This window comes from Microbulbifer variabilis ATCC 700307, from assembly GCF_000380565.1.
Lineage (GTDB): Bacteria > Pseudomonadota > Gammaproteobacteria > Pseudomonadales > Cellvibrionaceae > Microbulbifer > Microbulbifer variabilis.
The window spans coordinates 254,013-276,091 of the sequence record NZ_AQYJ01000025.1 but is presented as its reverse complement, the minus strand read 5'-3'; the positions used below and the strand labels follow the sequence as shown (position 1 = coordinate 276,091).

The following is a 22,079-nucleotide window of genomic DNA, read 5'->3' as shown; positions in this document are numbered from 1 at the left end:
ATCCCCAGTGTCCTTATAGATTTCTTGTGTATGAAATTTCAGTGCTAATAGGGATTCAATATTGTGGGCAGAATACAATCTTTCAGAATCATAGTTTTCGGCTATTTGGAATATATAGAGGGGGTGGGGTTTGCGTAGGTTCACTTTTTTGTTAGCAATATTATTATCTTTTGATTTTGCCGTAGCAGAAGAACTTGTTGTTGAGACTTCTGGGGAATTTAATATAAAAGGCTCTGAAATTTTTACAGTTTATTCAAAGATTCTGGGGCGAAAATATGATTTATATATCAAAACCCCCGCAGGATATAATGATAAGGCTGCGGAGAAATTAAAGTATCCGGTTCTATATCTTAATGATGGGCGTTATGCCTTTAAAGTTGCTGCAGGTGTTACACACCTAAAAAGTATGAATAAGGCTATTTTGGTTGGTATCTCTTTTTCCCATGGAGAGAATGGGCAGTTTAGTCGAGTGCGTGACCTTACTCCTGTACTTGATGAGAGCTGGAAGCGCTATAGGACTGGAGGTGCTCCGGAGTACCTGAGATTTATCGAAGAAGAAGTGATACCGTTTGTTGAGGTAAATTATCGTGCAAATCCTGCGAAGAGAATTTTGGCTGGCCAATCTTTAGGCGGATCATTTGGCATCTGGGTGCTGTTGAGCAAGCCGGAATTGTTTTCCAGCTATGTCCTGACGAGTCCGTCACTTTGGTATAAGAATGAAATGATTTTTGATATTGAGGAAGAGTATTCAAAGAAGTATAAATCGTTAAATGCCAATGTTTACTTGGCTACCGGAGCTCTGGAAACCAAAGAAGATGGCCGAATGAGTAATGACATGGTGGATGGTCATAAGAGGTTTGTCGAGATTTTACGATCGCGAAAGTATACAGGCATATCTATCAACGATGAGATAGTAAGTGGAGCTGATCATTACTCGACCTTTCCCATTGGTTTGGCAAAAGGCCTCAGGTGGATTTATCAGGACCAATGGAACCTGCCTTAGCAGTTAAAAAGTATAACCTGAAGTGAGTCAATGAAGTTATGATTTGCTCTGATATGCGTTGAGTTACTTGTCTGTTTCTTGATCTAGTTGATTGTTCCTTGAGTGGTGATTTATCGTGCTTGAAGGTAATGTAACTACAGTTTTTCAGTAAACCAAACTCTAGGCGCGCCAATGACCCCGGCCTTTTTTCTTGCCTTGTGGAGTTCACTGCTATTGACGAAAGCTTCGGCTTTTTCTTTTGAGGGGAACTCATGAATCACAGTAATATTATTGGGGTTACCTATCTCCTGATATATCGAGGTCTTGGTGGCCCCCATTTGATTCAGTATCGGTTTAAAATCTGTAAGTATTTCCTGCCATCTATTAAAATCTTCTACCTCGGCATGCATAAATAGATAGATCATTTTATGTCTCTCAGTTGGATTTTTAAGTCCGTGCTGTCAATCGATTTAACTATAGCATTGAATAACTTGGTTATGAGGTGAGGTGCTATGAACCCGGCAAGTAGAGAATAAGAGTTCATCTATTTCATTGCCGGGTTACGAAAGCTAGGTTGCCTGATGTGAAATTTTTCTTACGGGAGAAGACTAGTTCATCACACCAAGTTTGCAGCCCTTGTTTTTAATCTTTACCCATTTGCTCATAAAGTTGACTGGCGATGTGTAGGCTTCATAGATAACCGCTTGACCCCAGGGCGTCACAGCTCCTTGCATGGGCTTAGAATAGGAGAAGGATCCCATTACCCATGCGCTCTTTGTTACACAGTCCCCTTTGGTTGGGAAGCTGGATGTTAGGGTAGGGTTATGATTGTACACGAGATTGGTGGCATTCAAGAGTTGTTGGGCTCTGGTTACTACGGTGGCTACTTCGGTGTCACTTGCCGGGTGGACATAGACAGTTATGTCATTTGCTGAGCTTGGGTAGAACATCACATCATTCACTGTGCCATGAGTTTCACCGGAAGCTGAATTTTGCGCCCAAGTTTGCCAACTGCTGTCACAGACTTCGTCCCAGCTTTGAAGTCCATTCGCATTCACTACAAATGGAGAAACGTGTCCGCCACCCATGGTCTTTTTTATATTGCTAAGTGAAGTTAGTGTTTTTCCCGCTTGTATCATTACACCGACACAACGCATATTGGCTGGGGTAACATCAAGCGCGGCGCTTAGATCAGCCAGCAGGTCATTACAGCTGGTCGCAACGGTGCGGCTCCGTACAAGGTTAGGCATTGCTTGCTCTCCTTTCTTGCATATGGGGGGGTGAAATTTAAGGTGGTTTTTTAATAGGTTTTCTCTTTAGCGATTTATTGAAGTTAGCTTTGAGTTATATTGGTCGCTTACATATTGATCTCTATAAGGTCTGCCTAATGATCATTGCTCGGAGCTAAGAGTAATTCCCCAGAATTGAAATAGGGAGCTATTCTATCGGAGCACCCTTGTGAGGGTTTTATTTTTTGCTGTAATCAATATCTATACTCTGTTTTGGCTAGAATGTGGGTGCTCTTAGCGTGTGCAAATTCATATTTGTACGGCTCTATCAGCTCTCTTAAATATCGTTATTGCTCTGAGAGACATTTCTTTTAATAGTGCGATAAACTGCCTCTCGGCCATATTTTTTTCTGGAGAAATATAAAACTCTCCCGGAGATTGCTCGACAATTTTTAGGCCTTCTGGAAGAGTTGTCCCGGCGGGAAATCGGCAAATCCAGCCATCTTGGATTAACTGATTGATCCTTTCTTGGTTAAAAATCCTCACTCCTTTGCCATTTGCAATAATGATTTTCCTGTCGTTCAGCAAGGTTGTGTCAAGGTTGGCTGTCAAGAGCTCAGAAGTTTTCTCGCATTTGTGGAGACCATATTTAGGTAGGGAATCTGAGGCTATATAAATTTCGCTGAGGGGCATTTTGATCTCCCTGAAAAATAGCTCGGTCAATAGGCTTTTATGTTGTTGGTAATCTAATGTTTAAGGGTCAATTCCCAGTTTCTACCTGGCTTCAAAATGGAAAATATTTTTTTGTTTTTATTTAACTTCTTTTGGTGAATCATAACTGTGCCAAGTTCTTTGGTGCAACAAGTACTACTGTTTAACAGTAATATTTTAGATAATTTGAGGAAGGGCGGGTGTAAATTTCACACCTTGTATCAATTCGTCGCTTTTTGTAACTGGCTGGCACTTTTTGTTGAGGGTTAATCAAAAATTATCTATATAAATATTTTTTAATAAGCAGTGAGTGCTCGTGGTGAGGGCGTGGCTGGAGTAAGTACTTAATAAGAACCTAGGTAGGCTTATTGAGTGCACAAATCACTCCTTCATTTTTTCCTGTTGTGGTTTTATAACCGATCGTTTTCAGGATGGTTGGAGCTGGCGGGCCGACGGTTCATTGTGATTGGCTGGTTTATGTAATTGAAAAATGGGGAGAGTGAATTATTTTTTCTGCTGTTTTTTTGAGATGTCTGTTGAAAAGCGAGAAGTTTCTTGTTGCTAAAGAAGCCGGGAGCATTAAGTTTGAGACGTTTTAGTTGTAAATTCCAGTGGCTGTTTAAGGTTGTGCTGTTTACATCCTCTCATAGCGCGCAATGCGATCCTCAAACTATTAGGGTGAACAATCAGTATGGATAGTAAAAAAACACCGGATAAAAAAAATGAAATAGAAAGCGTTAGTCGGAGAACTTTCGCCAAGCGAGCTTTACAAGTCGGTTTGGCAACAGGAGCTGTAGCTACAGGTGTTAGCTCGGCACTGTCTGATACGTCAAAACAGTTCTATGATGAATATGACTATGTGATAGTGGGGTCCGGTGCGGGGGGTGGCCCACTGGCTGCAAACTTAGCGAGAGCCGGCTTCAGGGTTCTGGTGCTGGAAGCGGGTGCCAATGATCCTAGTGATAACACACATAATATCCCTGCCTGGCATCCCTTCGCATCAGAGGACCGCAAGCTCAGCTGGGATTTTTTCGTTAAGCACTATGCAGATCTAAGCCAGCAAAAACTGGATAGTAAATATATACCTGGCAAAGGTATTCTGTATCCCAGAGCAGCCACTATAGGTGGATGTACTACCCACCATGCGCTGATCACCGTCTATCCCCACAATAATGACTTTGATCGTATTGCAGAGAGTACCGGGGACAGCTCTTGGGAAAGCTGGAATATGCGGCGATATTTCCAGCGTATAGAGCGCTGCGAGTATGTGTCCCGTCCGGTTTTCTCTAACCCTTCACGGCATGGGTTTGATGGTTGGTTGCCTACCAATCGGGGTAATCCGGCTTTGTTACTGGAAGACCCCGCAATACTGAAAATTTTTAAGGCGGCCTTGGCCAAATATGGCTTGGAAGGAGCTATCGACCAGATAGTTACGGGCAGCTTGAACCTTGATATCAATCATTGGGATGTGGCCAGCGGTTTAGAGGGGCCGTTTATTGCACCCATGGCGGCTGATAGTAAGAGTCGGCGCAGCGGTGTACGTGAGCATTTGCTGGATACACAGGCGATTTATCCCAACTTATTGCACATACGCACTAATGCCCTGGCTACACGGGTGCTGTTTGAAGGCAAAACTGCGGTGGGTGTAGAGTTTCTTGATGGGGCAAGCTTGTATAAAGCAGACCCTTATTACAATGAAAGCGGCTCCGCTGGTACTTTGCGGCAAGTGCGTGCCACTCGCGAGGTAATACTGTCGGGAGGGGCCTTCAACAGCCCTCAGTTACTGAAGCTCTCCGGTGTTGGTCCTGCGAGTGAGCTGCGAGATTACGGGATTGAGCCGGTTGTTGATTTACCCGGGGTAGGTGAGAACCTTCAGGATCGTTATGAGGTGGGTGTGGTCAGTGAGATGACAGAAGACCTGGCTCTGCTGAAAGACTGCACTTGGGGGGAGGAGGGTGATCCCTGCTTGAACCGATATCGCTATGGCTGGTTGAATAAGGGCCCCTATAGTGGCAATGGCCCAGTGCTATCCCTGGTGAAACGTTCAAAACCTGATTTGGAAGATCCAGATCTGTTTATCTTTGGAGTGCCTTCAGATTTCCATGGTTATTTCCCCGGTTACTCAGAGGCGCTAAGGAATTACAAGGACCGTTTCTCCTGGATTGTGTTGAAAGGGCATACAAACAATACGGCTGGGCGGGTGACGTTGCGCTCTGCTGATCCACGAGATACACCGGATATCAATTTCCACTATTTCGGTGAGGGTAATGATGCTTCGGGTGATGATCTTGCGGCTGTTATCGAGGGGGTGAAGATCTCCAGAGATATAATGTCTGGTCCCGTTGTTGGCAAGAAGGTATCAAGAGAATTATTACCTGGGGCTGACATCCAATCAGATCAACAGATTGGTGACTTCGTTAAAAACCAATCCTGGGGGCATCACGCCTCCTGCTCAAACAAAATGGGGCCTGCCAGTGATCCCATGGCGGTGGTTGATAGCAAGTTCCGAGTTCACGGTACCAATAATCTGAGGGTTGTGGATGCTTCTGTGTTCCCTCGGATCCCCGGATTCTTTATCGTAGTGCCGGTCTATATGATCAGCGAGAAGGCCAGCGATGACATTATCGCAACGGCTACGGGGCAAATTGCCTGAGCTATCCCGTTTAAATAAAAGCAGGAAAAGAAAAAGCCCCGCGTGCGGGGCTTTATTGCATCAGAACGAGATGTTCTTTGGCGTGCGCGGGAAGGGGATCACATCGCGGATATTACCCATCCCGGTAACATAGGATACGATGCGGTCAAAGCCCAGGCCAAAGCCGGCGTGGGGCACAGTGCCGTAGCGGCGCAGATCGCGGTACCAGTCCAGGTGCTCCTTGGGAACTTCCATTTCATCCATGCGTTCATCGAGTTTCTCCAGGCGCTCTTCCCGTTGGGCACCGCCGATAATCTCGCCGATTCCCGGTGCCAGTACGTCCATGGCGGCAACGGTCTTACCGTCGTCATTCATGCGCATGTAGAAGGCTTTGATATCCTTCGGGTAGTTCATCACGATAACCGGCTTCTTGAAGTGTTTCTCGGCCAGGTAGCGCTCGTGTTCAGAAGCCAGGTCGATACCCCAGGATACAGGGAATTCAAACTTCTCCTTGCACTTCTCCAGGATTTCGATTGCTTCGGAGTAGTTGATGCGGGCAAAGTCATTATCAACGATGTTCTCCAGGCGGCTGATAGCCTCTTTGTCGATACGCTGGGCGAAAAAGGCCATGTCATCGGCACGCTCTTCCAGTACCGCTTTGAAAACGTACTTCAGCATTTGCTCGGAGAGATCGGCTACATCTGCCAGATCCGCAAAGGCGACTTCTGGCTCAACCATCCAGAACTCCGCCAGGTGGCGAGTGGTGTTGGAGTTTTCTGCGCGGAAAGTAGGGCCAAAGGTGTATACCTTGGACATGGCCAGACAGTAGCTTTCCACGTTTAACTGGCCGGATACGGTGAGGAAGCTCTCCTCGCCGAAGAAATCCTTGCTGTAATCCACAGCGCCCTTATCAGTGCGCGGTAGGTTTTCCATATCCAGGGTACTGACCCGGAACATTTCCCCGGCGCCTTCACAGTCAGAAGCGGTGAGGATTGGAGTATGCACGTAGAGGAAGCCGTTCTCGTGATAGAAACGATGAATAGCCTGGGCGATACAGTTACGTACGCGGGCTACGGCACCGCTAACGTTGGTGCGTGGGCGCAGGTGGGCGTGCTCCCGCAGGTGCTCCATGGTGTGGCGCTTTGGCGACATAGGGTAGGTATCCGGGTCTTCAACCCAGCCTACAACTCGAACTTCTGTGGCCAGCAGCTCGATGGATTGTCCCTTACCCTCAGAAGGTTTGATGGTACCGAGGATATCCACTGCACAGCCGGTAGTCAGGCGCTGCACTTCTGACTGATAATTGTGCAGGTGATTCTCAGCGACTACCTGGATCGGGTCAAAGCAGCTGCCATCATGCACGGCCAGGAAGGATAGGCCGGCCTTGGAGTCGCGGCGGGTTCTGATCCAGCCCTGCACGCGAACTTGTTCTCCTTCGCGGCCGCTGGACTTCAATAGGCTATCTACGGATTCGACTTTTACTGTCATTTTCTATCGGTTTCTCGCTGGTCCTAAAAGGTGGAATATCGCCAACTTGCCTAAAAGTTGTACAATCCACCAAGCTGAAGTTACGGCGGGCATATTGACCTGTTGCCGAGGGGAAATCCAGTCCCTTGACCATTTGGGTGCCCAGAGGGCAGGGGGTTACCAGGAAATCTCTATGGGTGTTCCGGTTGGTACCAGGGCCATAAACTCATCCTTTTCATCGTTGCTGAGAGCGATACAGCCATCCGTCCAATTAATCCGTTGGGCGAGTGCCGCAAGCCAGCCCAGACTATTACGCTGGCCATGCACCATGATAAAGCCTCTTGGAGAAACGCCTCGTTGCAGAGCCTGGGCCTTGTCTTGAGCGTTGGGGTAGGAGATATGCATAGTGCGGTAGTAGGAAGAGTCCTCTTTTTTATGATTCAGTATGTAACGCCCTTCAGGCGTTTTCTCATCTCCCTCCTCTGACTTGTGCCCCTTAGGGGATGCACCAAAGGCGACCCGGTAGGTATTTACTACCCCCAGTCCATCCATAAGTAACATCTTGTTTTCCGACTTAATAACTCGAACCAGAGTGACCTCGGCTCTGGCAAAGCTAGTTAAAAGCAGGAGTAAAATTGCAATAGGTTTCATTCCTGGGCTCTCTGGTTATTTAATGTTTACAGAAATAAAGAGGAAAGGAGTGGTAAGTAGGTTGTTTGACCATGAGTGGTCTGCGGGGGCTTTCTGGGAGATTTATATTTTTTGCTAACCGATGTCCCTGGAGAAATCGCATGGGCCAGAAATCTAGTGGAGAGGGTAATGCGAGCAAAGCCGTTGATATTGGCTGCCAGTTTTTTCAGTTGAGATGCCAGTGTTGGGCAGTGTCGATGTTTTTAAGTAAACCAACCAGCTGACTGATATTGAAGCTAGTAGTCACTGGCCTCTCCCGGTTTTCAGGTCTGTAGTTAACTGTGTTTTTGAGTTGGGTTAATTTTGAGGGAGCCTGCTTGAGGTTCGTTGGGAGCCAGGCAGGGAATCCTGCCCGGTGTAGCTTATGGGAGCTTTAGCTTAGCCTCGGGGCTTAACTACCGTATGTAAAACGGTATCCTGCTCAAAAAAAACGTAAAAGTCGGTGTATTCCCAGCGTGTGATAGCTGGCTCACCGATAGGGCCCTTGATGCTCAGGGGCTCACCCAGTCTTGTGGTTACGTCATTTTTCTTCATTCCGCGAACTTCCTCGAAGGAGGATTCGCCACCCTGAGTGCCCACTGGCATCTCGATGGGCTTTGCCTGGGCGCCGAATGCAAAAAGCAGTGCGACGGTACCAGCAATATGGGCTACCCCGTTGCGATTTCTGCTGAACATTTATTGTTCTCCGATTTTGGTGTTCGATTACGCCACCTCATTAGAACAGAAAAAATGCCAAAACACTTGGCTTTCTTCACGTTTTTCATTGTCAAAAAGCATTTTGACCAAAGAAAAGGGATGGATAGGGTGTGCTAGGCTGACTAGTACGCTTGGTCCTGCGAGCAGGCTCGGATGCGACTTACAAGAATATTTTCGGTTTTCGGCTTGCTGATTGGCGCTATATTTTTTGCGCTGTCCCTTACGCCCTCCCTGATTCCCCGCAGTGCATTTATGCAGGGCATTCTGGCTGGTACGGCTTTCACTTTTGGTTATATCTTCGGTCTGTTTGTGCACTGGTTATGGAATTACCTGGAGATTCCTGATATCCCGGTTAATCAGTGGCAGCGGCGTATATTGAAACGTGGAGCTTTAGTTTTTTGCATCTGTCTGATCATCGGTTTTCTTTGGCAGGGAACTCATTGGCAGAACTCAATTCGTGCATTGATGGGGATGGCGCCAGTATCTGGAGTTGGGCCTGTGACCGTAGGAGTGGTTGCCCTCCTGGTCTTTCTAATCTTTTGGTTGTTGGGTAAAGGGTTCCGTAGGATTATTCGGGTAGTCACGGTCCGTTTGGAAAAATATATCCCTGAGCGGGTGGCCTTGCTCACGGGGTTATTTGTGGCCCTAATACTATATTGGAGTGTTTTAAATGGCGTACTTCTTAACGCGGGGCTACATACGATTGCGCTGATATCTGAGAGAGTCGATACCGCAGTTGCCGAGGGTTTACCACCACCAAAAGACCCAAATAAGACTGGTGGAGCACATTCCCTTTTGTCTTGGGACAGTGTTGGGCACCAGGGGCGGCGCTTCCTTTCACTCGGCCCAACTAAAGAGGATATCAGGGAAGTAGCAGGGCGAGGCATTGAACCAATACGTGTGTTTGTGGGGCTGAATGCAGCCGAAACCCCGATGCAGCGAGCATACCTGGCCCTGGAAGAACTGAAACGCCTTCAGGCCTTCGACAGGGAGATACTCCTGATTGCTACGCCCACGGGGGCTGGCTGGATCGATCCAGGTGCGGTCAACTCACTGGAGTTTTTATATCGGGGGGATGTGGCGACGGTTGCAGCCCAGTATTCCTATCTGCCCAGTCCGGTGGCTCTGCTTACTGATGATCAGTATGGATTGACGTCCGCCAGGGCGCTGTTCAAAGTGATATATGAGTATTGGGAGAACCTTCCCGTAGAGACCCGCCCTCGGCTCTACTTATTCGGTCTTAGCCTGGGTGCGCAGTTATCTGAAGATTCATTTGACTTCTATGACATTATCGATGATCCCCTGGATGGCGCTCTCTGGGCAGGCCCTCCCTTCGGTACAGGCATTTGGCGCATAATCACCGATAATCGCGATCCTGGAACCCCGGCATGGTTACCCCAGTTTAAAGGGGGGGAGGTAGTACGTTTTGGCAATCAGTATGGTGGTTATTTGGGGCAGGAGCCGTGGGGCCGGTTCCGTATTGCGTTTTTGCAACATGCCAGCGATCCCATAGTCTTTTTCGACTTGCGCTGGATGTTTCGTAAACCCGATTGGCTGGAGCGCCCCAGGGGGCCTGATGTATCGCCGGATCTGCAATGGTTCCCTGTAGTAACAATGTTACAACTGTTGGCGGACCTGAATGTGGGTATAGCCCCCCTGGAGTTCGGACATCGATATTCCCCTGCCGGGTATATATTGGCCTGGATGGCGTTGACCGAACCCCCGGATTGGAGTGAAGAGGAATTAAAGCGTCTGCGCGTAAAACTGAGATCCTATCCGGTGCGGTGAGATTTCCCAGACGCCATGAGTCCGTGGGTTTTTCTTGTTAAAAGCAGTTTGTGGCTTAAAGATCTACCCGCCTTAAGTTGCGGGGCTCTATGCTAGGCTGACGTTAAGCTTGGTCTAGCAGGCAGGCATGGATGCGAACAACAGTAGTCGCTTTTTCAGTTTCTGGCCTGCTGCTGGGCGCGATTTTTTTTGCTCTGAGCCTGACCCCTTCACTGATTCCGCGCAGTGCTATTGTCCAAGGCATCCTTTCTGGAGTCTCTTTTACCGTCGGCTATTCCTTTGGTGTACTTTTTCGCCGACTTTGGAAGTACTTAGATATTCCAGATATTCCACTAAATAATCGGCAGCGGCAAATACTGAAGCGCTGGGTAATTATTTTTGGTTTTTTCCTGATTTCAGGGTTTCTCTGGCAGGGTACCTACTGGCAGAACTCTGTGCGCTCATTGATGGGTATGCCTGCGGTATCTAGTACCGGCCTTATTACGATTGGGGTTGTGGCATTCGCTATATTTGTGTTCTTCAGGCAGCTAGGTAAAGGCTTCCACAAGATAGTTCTTGCAGTATCGGCACGGCTGGGAAAAAGGATTCCTGAGCGGGTGGCAATTCTTGCTGGGCTGCTGGTGGCACTGTTGCTTTACTGGGGCATTTTAAACGGAGTACTTCTGCAGTCGGGTCTGCATACAATTTCAGTTGTTTATGAACAGTTAGATGAGGTTATTGCCGACGATCTGCCTCCGCCGGAAGATCCCAACCAGACAGGTGGGGCAAATTCGTTTTTGTCTTGGGACAGCATGGGACACCAGGGGCGCCGATTTCTGACGCTGGGACCTACCGCTGAGGAAATCAAGGAGATTGCCGGAGAGGGAATAGATCCTATTAGGGTTTATGTGGGTCTGCACTCTGCTGAAACTCCTAAGCAGCGCGCTCTCTTGGCGCTCGAGGAATTGAAGCGACTCAAAGCGTTTGAAAGGGAAATTTTGCTGATTGCAACTCCGGTAGGGGATGGTTGGGTTGATCCGGGCGCGGTGAATTCCCTCGAATTCCTATATCGGGGTGATGTGGCCACGATAGCGGCTCAGTACTCATACTTGCCGGGTCCGATCGCATTGCTGACGGATGACAAATATATCCGAATGTCGGCTCGCTGGCTGTTTAAGGTGATTTATGATTACTGGGAGACTTTGCCTGCCAGTACGCGCCCAAGGCTTTATCTATTTGGACTTAGTTTGGGTGCACAGCTTTCCGAGGATTCATTTGAGTTCTACGATATTATCGACAATCCCATCGACGGTGCGCTTTGGGCAGGGCCTCCATTTGGAATGGGCGTCTGGCGAATGATTACCGATAATCGTGATCCAGGCACGCCCGCCTGGTTACCTCAGTTTAAGGGTGGTGAGGTAGTGCGCTTTGGCAATCAATACGGTGGCTACTTGGGGCAAGAACCCTGGGGTAGGTTCCGCATTGCATTCCTTCAGCACGCCAGTGATCCAATAGTCTTCTTTGATTTACGCTGGATGTTCCGAAGGCCTGATTGGCTGGAGCGCCCCAGAGGACCGGATGTGTCCCCGGATCTTCGGTGGTTTCCTGTAGTTACCATGCTGCAGTTGATCGCGGACTTTAATGTGGGGGTAACACCGCGGGATTTTGGGCATCGCTATTCACCGGCTGGATACACCCTCGCTTGGATAGCCCTGACGGAGCCTCCCGATTGGAGTGAAGCGGAACTCAAACGCCTGCGGATGACGCTAAAAACTCAGTCAAAGCGCTGATGTTGTGTAAATGCTTGGATTTCTTAGTCCTTTTCCGTTTAAATCGGCTCTATGTTAAAACCTGTACCCCTATTTATCGGCCTGAGGTATGTGGCTGCCCGGCGTCGGCAGCAGTTCATTTCCTTTATCAATGGCTTCTCTTTGGTGGGCATGGCGCTGGGCGTTCTTGCGCTGATCGTTGTGACTTCTGTAATGAATGGCTTCGATCGTGAGCTTAAAACACGGATTCTCAGTGTGGTTCCCCACGGTTTTATTGAGCGTGAAGGGGGACTACAGAACTGGCAAGGGGTGGCAGAGCAGATTGAGCAGCAGCCCCACGTTGAGGCGGTCAGCCCCTTCGTTAAGGGTTTTGCTCTGTTGAGCGCCTATGGTGACAGTCATGGAGTGCAGTTTCAGGGAGTGGAACCGGCTGCCTTGCGCAATGTCTCCCAAGTGGGCGAGAACATGATTTTGGGCAGCCTGGATGAGTTGAAGCCGCGTAGCTATCGCATTGTGCTTGGCCGTATCCTGGCTCAGCAGTTGAATGTGATGCCCGGTGAGTCTGTGATACTCACTCTGCCTCAAGTTTCGGTAACCCCTGCCGGTATTTTTCCCCGTACTAAACGTTTTACAGTAGCTGGCGTATTTTCCGTTGGTGCCCAGGTGGATCAAAATATTGCCCTGATGAATATTGAAGATGCGGCCCGTCTAATGCGCATACCGGGCAAGGTCCAGGGGCTGCAGCTGCGCTTCGATGATATGGATAACGCTTTAGGTAGGGTTCCCCTGTATGCCAGCGAGTTGGGAGAGGGTTTTAGCGGTGAAGACTGGAGCCATTCCCAGGGCAACCTGTTCCAGGCGGTGAAGATGGAGAAGACGGTAGTCACATTGATGCTGATGATTATCGTTGCCGTCGCTGCTTTTAATATCGTATCGGCCCTAGTCTTGATGGTGGCAGATAAGCGCTCTGATATCGCAGTGCTTAGGACCCTGGGACTTACATCCCGGCAGATTATGGCGGTGTTCGTGGTGCAGGGCAGTGCAATCGGCCTGATAGGTGCTTTTAGTGGCGCGGTATTGGGGATATTGATAGCACTCAACCTGACCGAGATGGTTACTTGGGTTGAGAACCTGCTGGGGGCCAAAATATTTGACCCGCGGGTATTTTTTGTCAGTTATCTGCCATCAGAATTCCGAGTTGGTGACGCCGTTGTTGTGCTTTCCGTGGCTATTTGCATGAGTCTTCTGGCGACCCTTTTTCCAGCTTGGCGCGCGGCTCAGATCGAGCCTGCAGAAGCTTTGCGCTACGAATAAATGTCAAAAATCAATTGATTAGTAATGATTGTTGACATGATTTATACGAATTGAGAGACGACGAATAGATTGATGAATAGCCGAGTGGAAATAGATACCGAGCAAGCTCGTCCGGCACCGGATACCCATGATGCCGTGCTGGCCTGTCATAAGCTGTGCAAGAGCTACCGACAGGGGGGTAGGGATCTCGCAGTCTTGCGAGGTGTTGAGCTGGAAGTGAAGCGTGGCGAAAAGCTGGCAATTGTTGGTGCTTCCGGGTCTGGTAAATCCACTCTGCTCAATCTGTTGGGCGGCCTGGATACGCCAAGCTCTGGCGAAGTGCGGGTGGCGGGCCAAAATCTGGCGGACTTGAATGCCAATGAACGCGGCTGGCTGCGCAATACCAGTCTTGGCTTCGTCTACCAGTTTCACCATCTTCTTAATGAATTCACCGCCCTGGAAAATGTGGCTATGCCACTGCTGATTGGAAAGCACAGTGTGGCGGATGCCCGTGCCGAGGCAAAAGCCATGTTGGAGGCAGTGGGTCTAGGTGAGCGAATTGGCCATAAGCCCTCGCAGCTTTCCGGTGGTGAGCGCCAGCGTGTGGCTATCGCGCGTGCGCTGGTTACCCGTCCAGCCTGCGTGTTAATGGACGAGCCTACTGGCAACCTGGATAGGGCAACAGCCCAGGAAATTCACAGGCTGATGGATCAACTCAACCAGGATATGGGTATCAGTTTTGTAATCGTTACCCATGACCCGGACCTTGCTGCAGCACTGGATCGCTGTTTGCACTTGATAGATGGCCAACTTCTCAGCGACTGGCATCAGGGTGACCATGTTTAAGCCGCTTCCCGCATTTATTGGCCTGCGTTATGCCGGCGCCCAGCGGCGAAGTGATGACTCCGCCGGACTGGTTTCCTTTATTTCCGGCTTGTCGATGATCGGCCTAGTCCTCGGCGTCGCTCTGATGATTGTGGTGATGTCGGTGATGAACGGTTTCGATCGTGAGCTGCGAGACAGAATTCTCGGCATTATGCCCCATGCAACCATTTACAACGCCAGCTCCGAGGTAGATTGGGCAGCGATGCGAAAAAAGCTGGCTGCCGATGCTCAGGTATTGTCTGCGGCTGAGGTTTGGCAGGTAAACGCACTAGCTCGGCGTGGCGCCGAGGTAACACCACTGCTGGTCCAGGGGGTTAACCCGGAAACCATTGTTGAAGTTTCGAATATCAGCGAGTTTCTGAGCCCCGAGGCATTTCCGGCAATGCTTAATACTGTTGAGCCCGGCGTAGTGCTCGGGCGTGGTATCGCCGAGAAGCTAGGGGTGGAAAAGGGCGATTACCTCTCCCTGATTGTGCCAAACAACGATGCGGCCTCTGGTGGTCGCCGTGCTGCCAGGGTGGCTGGTTTTAGGGTTGCGGAGGTGTTTCACTCTGGAACCGCCCTTGACCAAACGCTGGCTCTGGTCTCTTGGGACCAGGCCAAGGCACTGGCAGGCAGTAAGGGCGGAGCAGGGGTGCAGTTGCGCGTTACAGAGATGCTGGAGGCCAATTGGATTATGCGCCGACTGCTGCAGGAGCTGCCCAGGGAGGGTTTCTATGGCACGGACTGGAGTCGAACCCATGGCAATCTTTACCAGGCGATCCAGATGTCCCGCAATCTGGTGGGGCTGCTGGTCTTGCTGATAATTGCCATCGCTGCCTTCAATGTGGTTTCCACACTGGTAATGGTGGTGATAGATAAGCATACGGATATCGCCATTCTGCGTACCATGGGTGCCAGCACCCGCCAGATCCTGCTCACTTTTGTTAGCCAGGGCGCATTAGTCGGCCTGGTCGGGGCTCTAGTTGGCGGTGCCCTTGGGGTCTTGGGTTCGCTCACAGTGACAGACCTGGTGGCGGGCCTTGAGTCACTCTTTGGTATCCAGTTCCTCAAGTCTGATGTCTATCCGGTGGACTACCTGCCCTCGGAATTATCCTGGGCAGATGTAGCGTTAGTCGTAGGTGCAGGGTTCCTGCTCAGTCTCCTGGCTACTCTCTACCCTGCGTTGCAGGCTAGCCGTGTGCAGCCAGCCGCGGCGTTACGCAATGAGTAGAGGGCCCAAGTGTGAGAAGCGTTGCCGGAGTGATGCGTAAATTATTACCTGTTCCTTTGGCGGCCACAGCGTGGGTAGCAGTATTGTTCGGTACTTTGTGGTTTGATGAGTGGCGGGTGAAAACCTTCTGTCCACCTGGCTTGCGTGAAGGTTCCGTCTGTTATGCGGAGGGGTGGGAGATGCACCCTCTCTGGTTGGTGAGTATGGGAGCCGCCCTTTCTGCCCTTGCGGTTATTTGGGTCGTTGCACTTTCTGCCAGCGGAGATCGTGCAAAGGCGGCAACCATAGCTTTCCTGTTTGGGGCTCTTGCTGCACTGGGGCTGGGTATCGCTACCGACTACTCTCTACCCGCGCTAGTAGCTGTTGGTGTGGGCGCAGGGGCTTTATGGAGTGTCAGGCAGTTTTGCCGTAGGGGTGCTAGCTGACAGCGGAGCGCCGTTCCAGGCGCAGTTTCCAGCGTTTTACCACGTGCCAGCGCCAAAGGGCGCGCATAGAAAAATAGGCCAGGGTAGCAAAGAAAATACCCGCCAATAGTGAGCCGAAAAATAGCGGCATCCAAATCTTTCCTACTTCTTCCGTGAGCCACTCCCAGGATAGCTCGATATCAAAGTCCACTGGTGGGGTGCCCAGAATCCAGGCACCCAGTTTATAGGTGCTGTAGAAGATAGCCGGCATGGTGAGAGGATTGCTAATCCACACCAGAATTATCGATAGCGGCAAATTGCAGCGCAGCCATAGGGCTAACAGTGCGGCAATAATCATCTGTCCGGGCAGGGGCAGGAAGCTGGTAAATACGCCAACTGCGAATGCAACTGAAACCGAGTGCCTATTCAGATGAAATAGGTTGGGATCGTGGAGAAGAGTCCCCAGAAACTTGAGCCCGTTCTTGGCTCGGATTTCTTCGGGGCTTGGCAGCCATCGCCTGATAATACTCTTCGGCATAACTCTGTCTGAAACCTGGGTGCTGGCAGCCTTTTTAAATGAGCGCTGTACCGGGGTTTGGAAATTCTTGCTAGGGATTTTTTCCCACCCCAGATAAGCATAGAGCGCCCCCGGTAGTGGAGCATGGCGTATCTGGCGCGGGCGCTATTATGCCCACTTCGGTGTTGCAAGACTACTGCTGCCGCAAAAGTCATTCTTCACTTCAAATTGTCAACAATCTGTCTTAAGTACATTAGTTGACGCTCAGGTCGTAGTGTTTTAAGGTCTGCGGGATTTTAAGATTGTCGACAATGTTAAGGGCAAATGGCTACTATTGGTATGAACGTCCCGATACGTGAAGCCCATCAGAGTCTGGCTGAGCGTCTTTTTTTGACACTGCGCGGTGAGATTGTAGAGGGGCGCATCGCTGCGGGCAGCAAAATTAGTGAGCCTGAGCTTGCCCGGCGTTTCAATGCAAGCCGGGGGAGCCTGCGCGAGGCTCTGATGCGCCTGGAGTCCCTGGGTTTGTTGGAGCGCAGAGTGAATGTGGGCGCCCGTGTGGTCGAGCTGAGTGAGCGGGGCCTATTGGAGCTCTATGAGGTGCGTGAAGCCCTTGAGGGCATGGCCTGTAGGCTGGCAGCTGAACAGCGCAGTGACGAGGACTTGGTGGCTTTGCGCAGAATGCTTGCGGGCCACGAGCAACAGGAGGAGCTGCAGGCTGGCAAGGCCTATTTCCAACCGGAAGGGGATTTCGACTTTCATTTTCGCATAGTGCAGGCGTCCAAAAATGATTTACTGATCGACACGCTATGCAATCGTCTTTACTACCGTGTTCGTATGTATCGCTACCAGTTGGGTATGGCCAGTCCCAGGGCCCAGCGTGCGTTTCGCGAACACAGCCATATCATCGAAGCCATAGAAGCGGGGGATGGGGAGCTGGCAGAGTTATTAATGCGCCGGCATATCCGCGCTTCCAGGCAGAATATTGAAAATAAACTGAGGTAGAGTATGAGCAAAAAGCCTTCCGCCGGCGCGCGTTTTCGCACCGCACTTGCAGAAAATTCACCGTTACAGGTAGTCGGTACCATTAATGCGTATTCCGCGATCATGGCCGAACGTATTGGCCACAAGGCAATTTACCTTTCCGGTGCAGGTGTTGCCAACGCCTCCTATGGTCTGCCCGACCTGGGTATGACGAGCCTCGACAATGTACTCGAGGATGTTCGCCGTATTACCGCTGCCAGTGACCTGCCGCTGTTGGTAGATATAGATACTGGCTGGGGCGGTGCTTTCAATATCGCTCGCACCATTAAAGAGATGATTCGTGCAGGCGCAGGTGCAGTGCATATTGAAGATCAGGTTGCACAAAAGCGTTGCGGCCATCGCCCAAATAAGGAAATCGTTTCCAAGCAGGAAATGGTGGATCGTATCAAGGCTGCAGTAGATGCCCGTACCGATGATGACTTCTTTATTATGGCCCGCACCGATGCCTTTGCTCAGGAAGGGCTGGATGCGGCCATTGAGCGTGCCCAGGCATGCATTGAGGCCGGTGCCGACGGTATCTTTGCTGAAGCAGTCACTGAATTAGAGCACTACAGAGCGTTTAAAGAGGCATTGAACGTGCCGATTTTGGCAAATATTACCGAGTTCGGTAAAACCGAACTGTATAACACCAAAGAGTTGGGTGACGCCGGTGCAGATATCGTACTGTATCCGTTGTCGGCGTTCCGCGCTATGAATCGTGCTGCGGAAAATGTGTACACCAGCATTCTGCAAAATGGCGACCAAAAAGCGGTTGTGGATACCATGCAAACCCGTGAGGAGCTGTACGACTACCTCAATTATCACGTGTTTGAGCAGAAACTCGACGAGCTGTTCAAGAAGTAACGGATTTTCGTTTCGAGTAGATACCAGCGTGGTATTTACTCAACGAATAAAGAAACTGCGTATTTAAAAAGGGGAGATAAGAAGATGGTAGAGAAAGCATTGGGTGGTGCCGGTCTGCGCGGCCAGGTTGCGGGTAAAACTGCACTGTCTACAGTGGGCAAATCCGGTTCCGGCCTGACTTACCGTGGTTACGATATCAAAGATCTGGCTGAGCACTGTCAGTTTGAAGAAGTGGCCTACCTGATTTTCTACGGAGAGTTACCTACTAGCGGTCAGCTTGCTGAGTACAAGGCGGTGTTGAAAAGCATGCGCGGCCTGCCGCAAGCGCTGAAAGACGTTCTTGAGCGCATCCCCGCTGATGCCCACCCGATGGATGTCATGCGTACCGGTTGCTCCATGCTGGGTAACCTGGAAGGTGAAGAGTCTTTCGCGCAGCAACTGGAGAAAGCCAACCGCCTGTTGGCTGCTTTCCCATCCATTATTTGCTATTGGTACCGTTTCACCCACGACAATGTGCGTATTGAAACTGAAACCGATGATGACAGCATCGGCGGTCACTTCCTGCATATGTTGCGTGGTGAAAAACCTAACGCACTGCATGAGCAGGTCATGAACGTTTCCCTGATCCTGTATGCAGAGCACGAGTTCAACGCATCTACTTTTACCGCACGTGTTTGTGCATCCACTCTGTCTGACCTGTTTAGCTGTATTACTGGAGCGATCGGTACCCTGCGTGGGCCCTTGCACGGTGGTGCTAATGAAGCGGCGATGGAAATGATCGAGCGTTTCTCCAGCCCTGATGAGGCAGAAAAAGAACTGCTGGGAATGCTGGAGCGTAAAGAAAAAATTATGGGTTTTGGGCACGCTATTTATCGCGAGTCCGATCCGCGCAATGTGATCATCAAGGCCTGGTCCGAAAAGCTGGCTGAAGATGTGGGTGATACTGTGCTTTACCCAGTATCAGTCCGTTGTGAAGAAGTGATGTGGCGCGAGAAAAAATTATTCTGCAATGCAGACTTCTTCCACGCTTCCGCGTATCACTTTATGGGGATTCCCACAAAGTTGTTCACGCCGATTTTTGTAATGTCCCGCGTTACAGGCTGGGCTGCACATGTATTTGAGCAGCGCGCTGACAACCGCATTATTCGCCCGAGTGCAGAGTACGTAGGTGTTGAGCCTCGTACAGTCACTCCAATCGCCGAGCGTGGTTAATTTTCATTTCATTATTGAAGTGATGCACACCCAGTGTGCAGGTTTCAGGTTACCAGTGATTGGTGGCCTGAAGCCATTCTCAGAAGAGACACGATTTTAAAAAAAGATTCGACTGATTTACCTGCTATGAATACTGATTACCGCAAATCACTGCCCGGTACGGACCTCGATTTTTTCGATACCCGCGCCGCCGTTGACGCGATCCAGCCCGGAGCCTATGCCAAACTGCCGTATACCTCACGTATTCTGGCGGAAAACCTGGTGCGTCGCTGCGAGCCGGAAAAACTGTCCGACTCCCTGAAACAGATTATCGAACGCAAGCGCGAATTGGACTTCCCATGGTTTCCGGCCCGGGTTGTATGCCACGACATCCTCGGCCAGACTGCGCTGGTAGACTTGGCCGGTCTGCGCGATGCCATTGCCGATAAAGGCGGTGATCCCGCCAAGGTAAATCCAGTTGTTCCCACCCAGTTGATTGTGGATCACTCTCTCGCGGTAGAGCATCCCGGTTTTGAGAAGGATGCTTTTGAAAAAAACCGTGCGGTAGAAGAACGCCGCAACGAAGATCGCTTCCACTTTATCAACTGGACCAAAACCGCATTTGAAAACGTCGATGTGATTCCCCCCGGTAACGGCATCATGCACCAGATCAATCTGGAGAAAATGTCTCCGGTGGTGCAGGTGCGCGAGGGCGTAGCTTTCCCGGATACCTGTGTCGGCACTGATAGCCACACACCGATGGTAGACGCCCTGGGTGTGATTTCTGTGGGCGTTGGTGGCCTGGAAGCTGAGAGTGTGATGCTCGGCCGCGCCTCTTATATGCGTCTGCCGAATATTGTTGGAGTGGAGCTCACCGGAAAATTGCAGCCGGGTATTACCGGTACCGATTTGGTATTGGCTCTCACTGAATTCCTGCGCCGCGAGCGCGTGGTTGGTGCCTACCTGGAGTTCTACGGCGAAGGGGCTTCCAACCTGACCCTGGGCGATCGCGCCACTATTTCCAATATGACTCCGGAGTATGGCGCTACTGCGGCCATGTTCTCTATCGATGAGCAAACTATCGACTACCTCAAACTCACCGGCCGCGATGATGAGCAGGTAGCCCTGGTAGAGAAGTTTGCCAAGGAAACGGGCCTCTGGTCCGACACCTTGAAGGATGCCGAGTACGAGCGCGTACTGAAGTTCGATCTGGACACAGTGGGTCGCAACCTTGCTGGCCCCTCCAACCCCCACGCGCTGCTGCCGGCCTCGGAACTGGCCAATCGCGGTATCGCCAAGGCCTGGGAAGAGAAAGCTGGTGAGATGCCCGATGGTGCTGTAATTATTGCGGCGATTACCAGCTGCACCAATACCAGCAACCCGCGCAATATGATTGCCGCAGGCCTGATTGCCCGCAATGCCAACAAGCTCGGCCTGACCCGCAAACCCTGGGTGAAATCCTCCCTGGCACCGGGCTCCAAAACGGTAAAAATGTATCTGGAAGAGGCCGACCTGCTACCGGATCTGGAGCAGATGGGCTTCGGCGTAGTGGCTTTCGCCTGTACCACCTGTAATGGCATGAGCGGCGCCCTGGATCCGAAAATCCAGCAGGAAGTGATCGACCGCGATCTGTATGCTACTGCAGTCCTGTCTGGCAACCGCAACTTCGACGGTCGTATTCACCCCTATGCCAAGCAGGCTTTCCTGGCTTCACCTCCGCTGGTCGTTGCCTACGCTATTGCCGGTACCATCCGTTTCGACATTGAAAAAGATGCGCTGGGATACGATGCCGATGGCAATCCGATTACCCTGAAAGACATCTGGCCCAGCGACGAAGAGATCGATGCGATCGTACGTCAGAGCGTGAAGCCGCAGCAGTTCCGCGATGTGTATATTCCCATGTTTGAAGAGCGGGATGCCGCAGAAGAGCAGGGTCACGCACTCTATGACTGGCGTCCAACGAGCACCTATATTCGCCGTCCACCTTATTGGGAAGGTGCCCTGGCAGGCGAGCGCAGCTTGAAGGGCATGCGCCCGCTGGCGGTGCTGGGTGACAATATCACTACCGACCACTTGTCTCCCTCCAATGCCATTCTGGCCAGCAGTGCTGCCGGTGAATACCTGGCGAAGATGGGATTGCCGGAAGAGGACTTTAACTCCTACGCAACCCACCGCGGTGACCACCTCACTGCCCAGCGTGCAACTTTCGCCAACCCGAAGCTGCTCAACGAAATGGTGCGCAATGATAAGGGCGAGATTCGCCAGGGCTCTCTGGCTCGTGTCGAGCCGGAAGGGCAGATTACCCGTATGTGGGAGGCCATCGAGACCTATATGGATCGCAAGCAGCCGCTGATTATCATTGCGGGCGCTGATTACGGGCAGGGCTCTTCCCGTGACTGGGCTGCGAAAGGTGTGCGCTTGGCCGGCGTGGAGGCGATTGTTGCCGAAGGCTTCGAGCGTATTCACCGCACCAACCTGATTGGCATGGGCGTGTTGCCGCTGGAGTTTAAGCCGGGCACTACCCGTGAAACCCTGGATATCGACGGTACTGAAACTTTCGATGTGGTTGGTGGGCGCACTCCCCATGCCACGCTGACCTTGCTGATCCACCGCGCCAACGGTGAGACAGTTGAGGCTCCAGTTACATGCCGCCTGGATACCGCAGAAGAGGTTTCCATTTATGAGGCTGGGGGTGTTTTGCAGCGCTTTGCTAAAGATTTCCTCGAAGCAGAAGCGACGGCCTGAG

19 protein-coding genes are annotated in these 22,079 nt (G+C 50.9%); 12 read left to right on the top strand and 7 right to left on the bottom strand.

The window, feature by feature from the left end:
- The first annotated feature begins 130 nt into the window (after positions 1-130).
- Entirely contained in the window at positions 131-1,003 is an 873-nt protein-coding gene (locus tag G367_RS0110000) for an alpha/beta hydrolase (RefSeq protein ID WP_020412990.1), read from the top strand.
- A gap of 134 nt (positions 1,004-1,137) precedes the next feature.
- Here G367_RS0110000 and G367_RS0109995 read toward each other — a convergent pair whose 3' ends face one another.
- The 3 genes from G367_RS0109995 to G367_RS0109980 form a co-directional block, all read right to left on the bottom strand.
- Positions 1,138-1,407, bottom strand: coding sequence for a DUF1330 domain-containing protein (locus tag G367_RS0109995; RefSeq protein WP_020412989.1), 270 nt, complete (start codon positions 1,405-1,407; stop codon positions 1,138-1,140).
- Positions 1,408-1,590: 183 nt separating this feature from the next.
- Entirely contained in the window at positions 1,591-2,232 is a 642-nt protein-coding gene (locus G367_RS0109985) for a hypothetical protein (RefSeq protein WP_020412988.1), read from the bottom strand.
- A 288-nt stretch (positions 2,233-2,520) separates the two neighbouring features.
- Positions 2,521-2,904, bottom strand: a complete 384-nt coding sequence (locus G367_RS0109980; protein WP_020412987.1) for a hypothetical protein — start codon at positions 2,902-2,904, stop codon at positions 2,521-2,523.
- 709 nt (positions 2,905-3,613) lie between these two features.
- On the opposite strand from G367_RS0109980, the gene G367_RS0109975 reads away from it, so the two are divergent.
- Positions 3,614-5,575, top strand: a complete 1,962-nt coding sequence (locus G367_RS0109975) for a GMC family oxidoreductase (protein ID WP_020412986.1) — start codon at positions 3,614-3,616, stop codon at positions 5,573-5,575.
- Positions 5,576-5,635: 60 nt separating this feature from the next.
- Here the strand turns inward: G367_RS0109975 and asnS are convergent, their stop codons facing one another.
- The 3 genes from asnS to G367_RS0109960 all read right to left on the bottom strand — a co-directional run bounded on the left by asnS (position 5,636) and on the right by G367_RS0109960 (position 8,386).
- Complete coding sequence (asnS, locus tag G367_RS0109970) at positions 5,636-7,042, bottom strand: asparagine--tRNA ligase (protein ID WP_020412985.1); 1,407 nt, start codon at positions 7,040-7,042, stop codon at positions 5,636-5,638.
- 156 nt (positions 7,043-7,198) lie between these two features.
- Positions 7,199-7,672 (bottom strand): L,D-transpeptidase family protein, encoded by a 474-nt coding sequence (locus G367_RS0109965; protein ID WP_020412984.1) that lies wholly within the window; start codon positions 7,670-7,672, stop codon positions 7,199-7,201.
- A 417-nt stretch (positions 7,673-8,089) separates the two neighbouring features.
- The gene (locus tag G367_RS0109960; protein WP_020412983.1) at positions 8,090-8,386 is read right to left on the bottom strand and encodes a hypothetical protein; all 297 of its coding nucleotides are present in this window, start codon (positions 8,384-8,386) and stop codon (positions 8,090-8,092) included.
- Between the two features lie 174 nt (positions 8,387-8,560).
- Between G367_RS0109960 and G367_RS0109955 the strand changes: the two genes are divergently transcribed.
- From G367_RS0109955 to G367_RS0109930, 6 genes are all read left to right on the top strand, one after another.
- Positions 8,561-10,195 carry an alpha/beta hydrolase gene (locus G367_RS0109955; RefSeq protein ID WP_020412982.1) on the top strand — a complete coding sequence of 545 codons (1,635 nt, stop codon included), beginning with the start codon at positions 8,561-8,563 and terminating at the stop codon, positions 10,193-10,195.
- Between the two features lie 131 nt (positions 10,196-10,326).
- Positions 10,327-11,964 carry an alpha/beta hydrolase gene (locus tag G367_RS0109950; protein WP_020412981.1) on the top strand — a complete coding sequence of 546 codons (1,638 nt, stop codon included), beginning with the start codon at positions 10,327-10,329 and terminating at the stop codon, positions 11,962-11,964.
- 51 nt (positions 11,965-12,015) lie between these two features.
- A complete protein-coding gene (locus tag G367_RS0109945) occupies positions 12,016-13,257 on the top strand; it encodes a lipoprotein-releasing ABC transporter permease subunit (protein ID WP_020412980.1) in 1,242 nt (413 codons plus the stop codon).
- A gap of 72 nt (positions 13,258-13,329) precedes the next feature.
- On the top strand, positions 13,330-14,082 hold the full coding sequence (lolD, locus tag G367_RS0109940; protein WP_020412979.1) for a lipoprotein-releasing ABC transporter ATP-binding protein LolD: 753 nt from the start codon (positions 13,330-13,332) through the stop codon (positions 14,080-14,082).
- A complete protein-coding gene (locus G367_RS0109935) occupies positions 14,075-15,334 on the top strand; it encodes a lipoprotein-releasing ABC transporter permease subunit (protein WP_020412978.1) in 1,260 nt (419 codons plus the stop codon). The genes lolD and G367_RS0109935 overlap by 8 nt, the downstream gene beginning before the upstream one ends.
- Before the next feature lie 11 nt (positions 15,335-15,345).
- A complete protein-coding gene (locus G367_RS0109930) occupies positions 15,346-15,759 on the top strand; it encodes a hypothetical protein (protein WP_157533447.1) in 414 nt (137 codons plus the stop codon).
- On the opposite strand, the gene G367_RS0109925 is transcribed toward G367_RS0109930, so the two are convergent.
- The gene (locus G367_RS0109925) at positions 15,752-16,276 is read right to left on the bottom strand and encodes a DUF2062 domain-containing protein (protein ID WP_020412976.1); all 525 of its coding nucleotides are present in this window, start codon (positions 16,274-16,276) and stop codon (positions 15,752-15,754) included. The genes G367_RS0109930 and G367_RS0109925 overlap by 8 nt on opposite strands.
- Positions 16,277-16,594: 318 nt before the next feature.
- Here G367_RS0109925 and G367_RS0109920 point away from each other — a divergent pair, with 318 nt between their 5' ends.
- From G367_RS0109920 to acnD, 4 genes are all read left to right on the top strand, one after another.
- Positions 16,595-17,260, top strand: a complete 666-nt coding sequence (locus G367_RS0109920) for a GntR family transcriptional regulator (RefSeq protein WP_026305046.1) — start codon at positions 16,595-16,597, stop codon at positions 17,258-17,260.
- Positions 17,261-17,263: 3 nt separating this feature from the next.
- Complete coding sequence (gene prpB / locus G367_RS0109915) at positions 17,264-18,142, top strand: methylisocitrate lyase (RefSeq protein ID WP_020412974.1); 879 nt, start codon at positions 17,264-17,266, stop codon at positions 18,140-18,142.
- An 84-nt stretch (positions 18,143-18,226) separates the two neighbouring features.
- A complete protein-coding gene (prpC, locus tag G367_RS0109910) occupies positions 18,227-19,354 on the top strand; it encodes a bifunctional 2-methylcitrate synthase/citrate synthase (RefSeq protein ID WP_020412973.1) in 1,128 nt (375 codons plus the stop codon).
- Between the two features lie 126 nt (positions 19,355-19,480).
- A complete protein-coding gene (gene acnD / locus G367_RS0109905; protein WP_026305045.1) occupies positions 19,481-22,078 on the top strand; it encodes a Fe/S-dependent 2-methylisocitrate dehydratase AcnD in 2,598 nt (865 codons plus the stop codon).
- The last annotated feature ends 1 nt before the right edge of the window (position 22,079 follow it).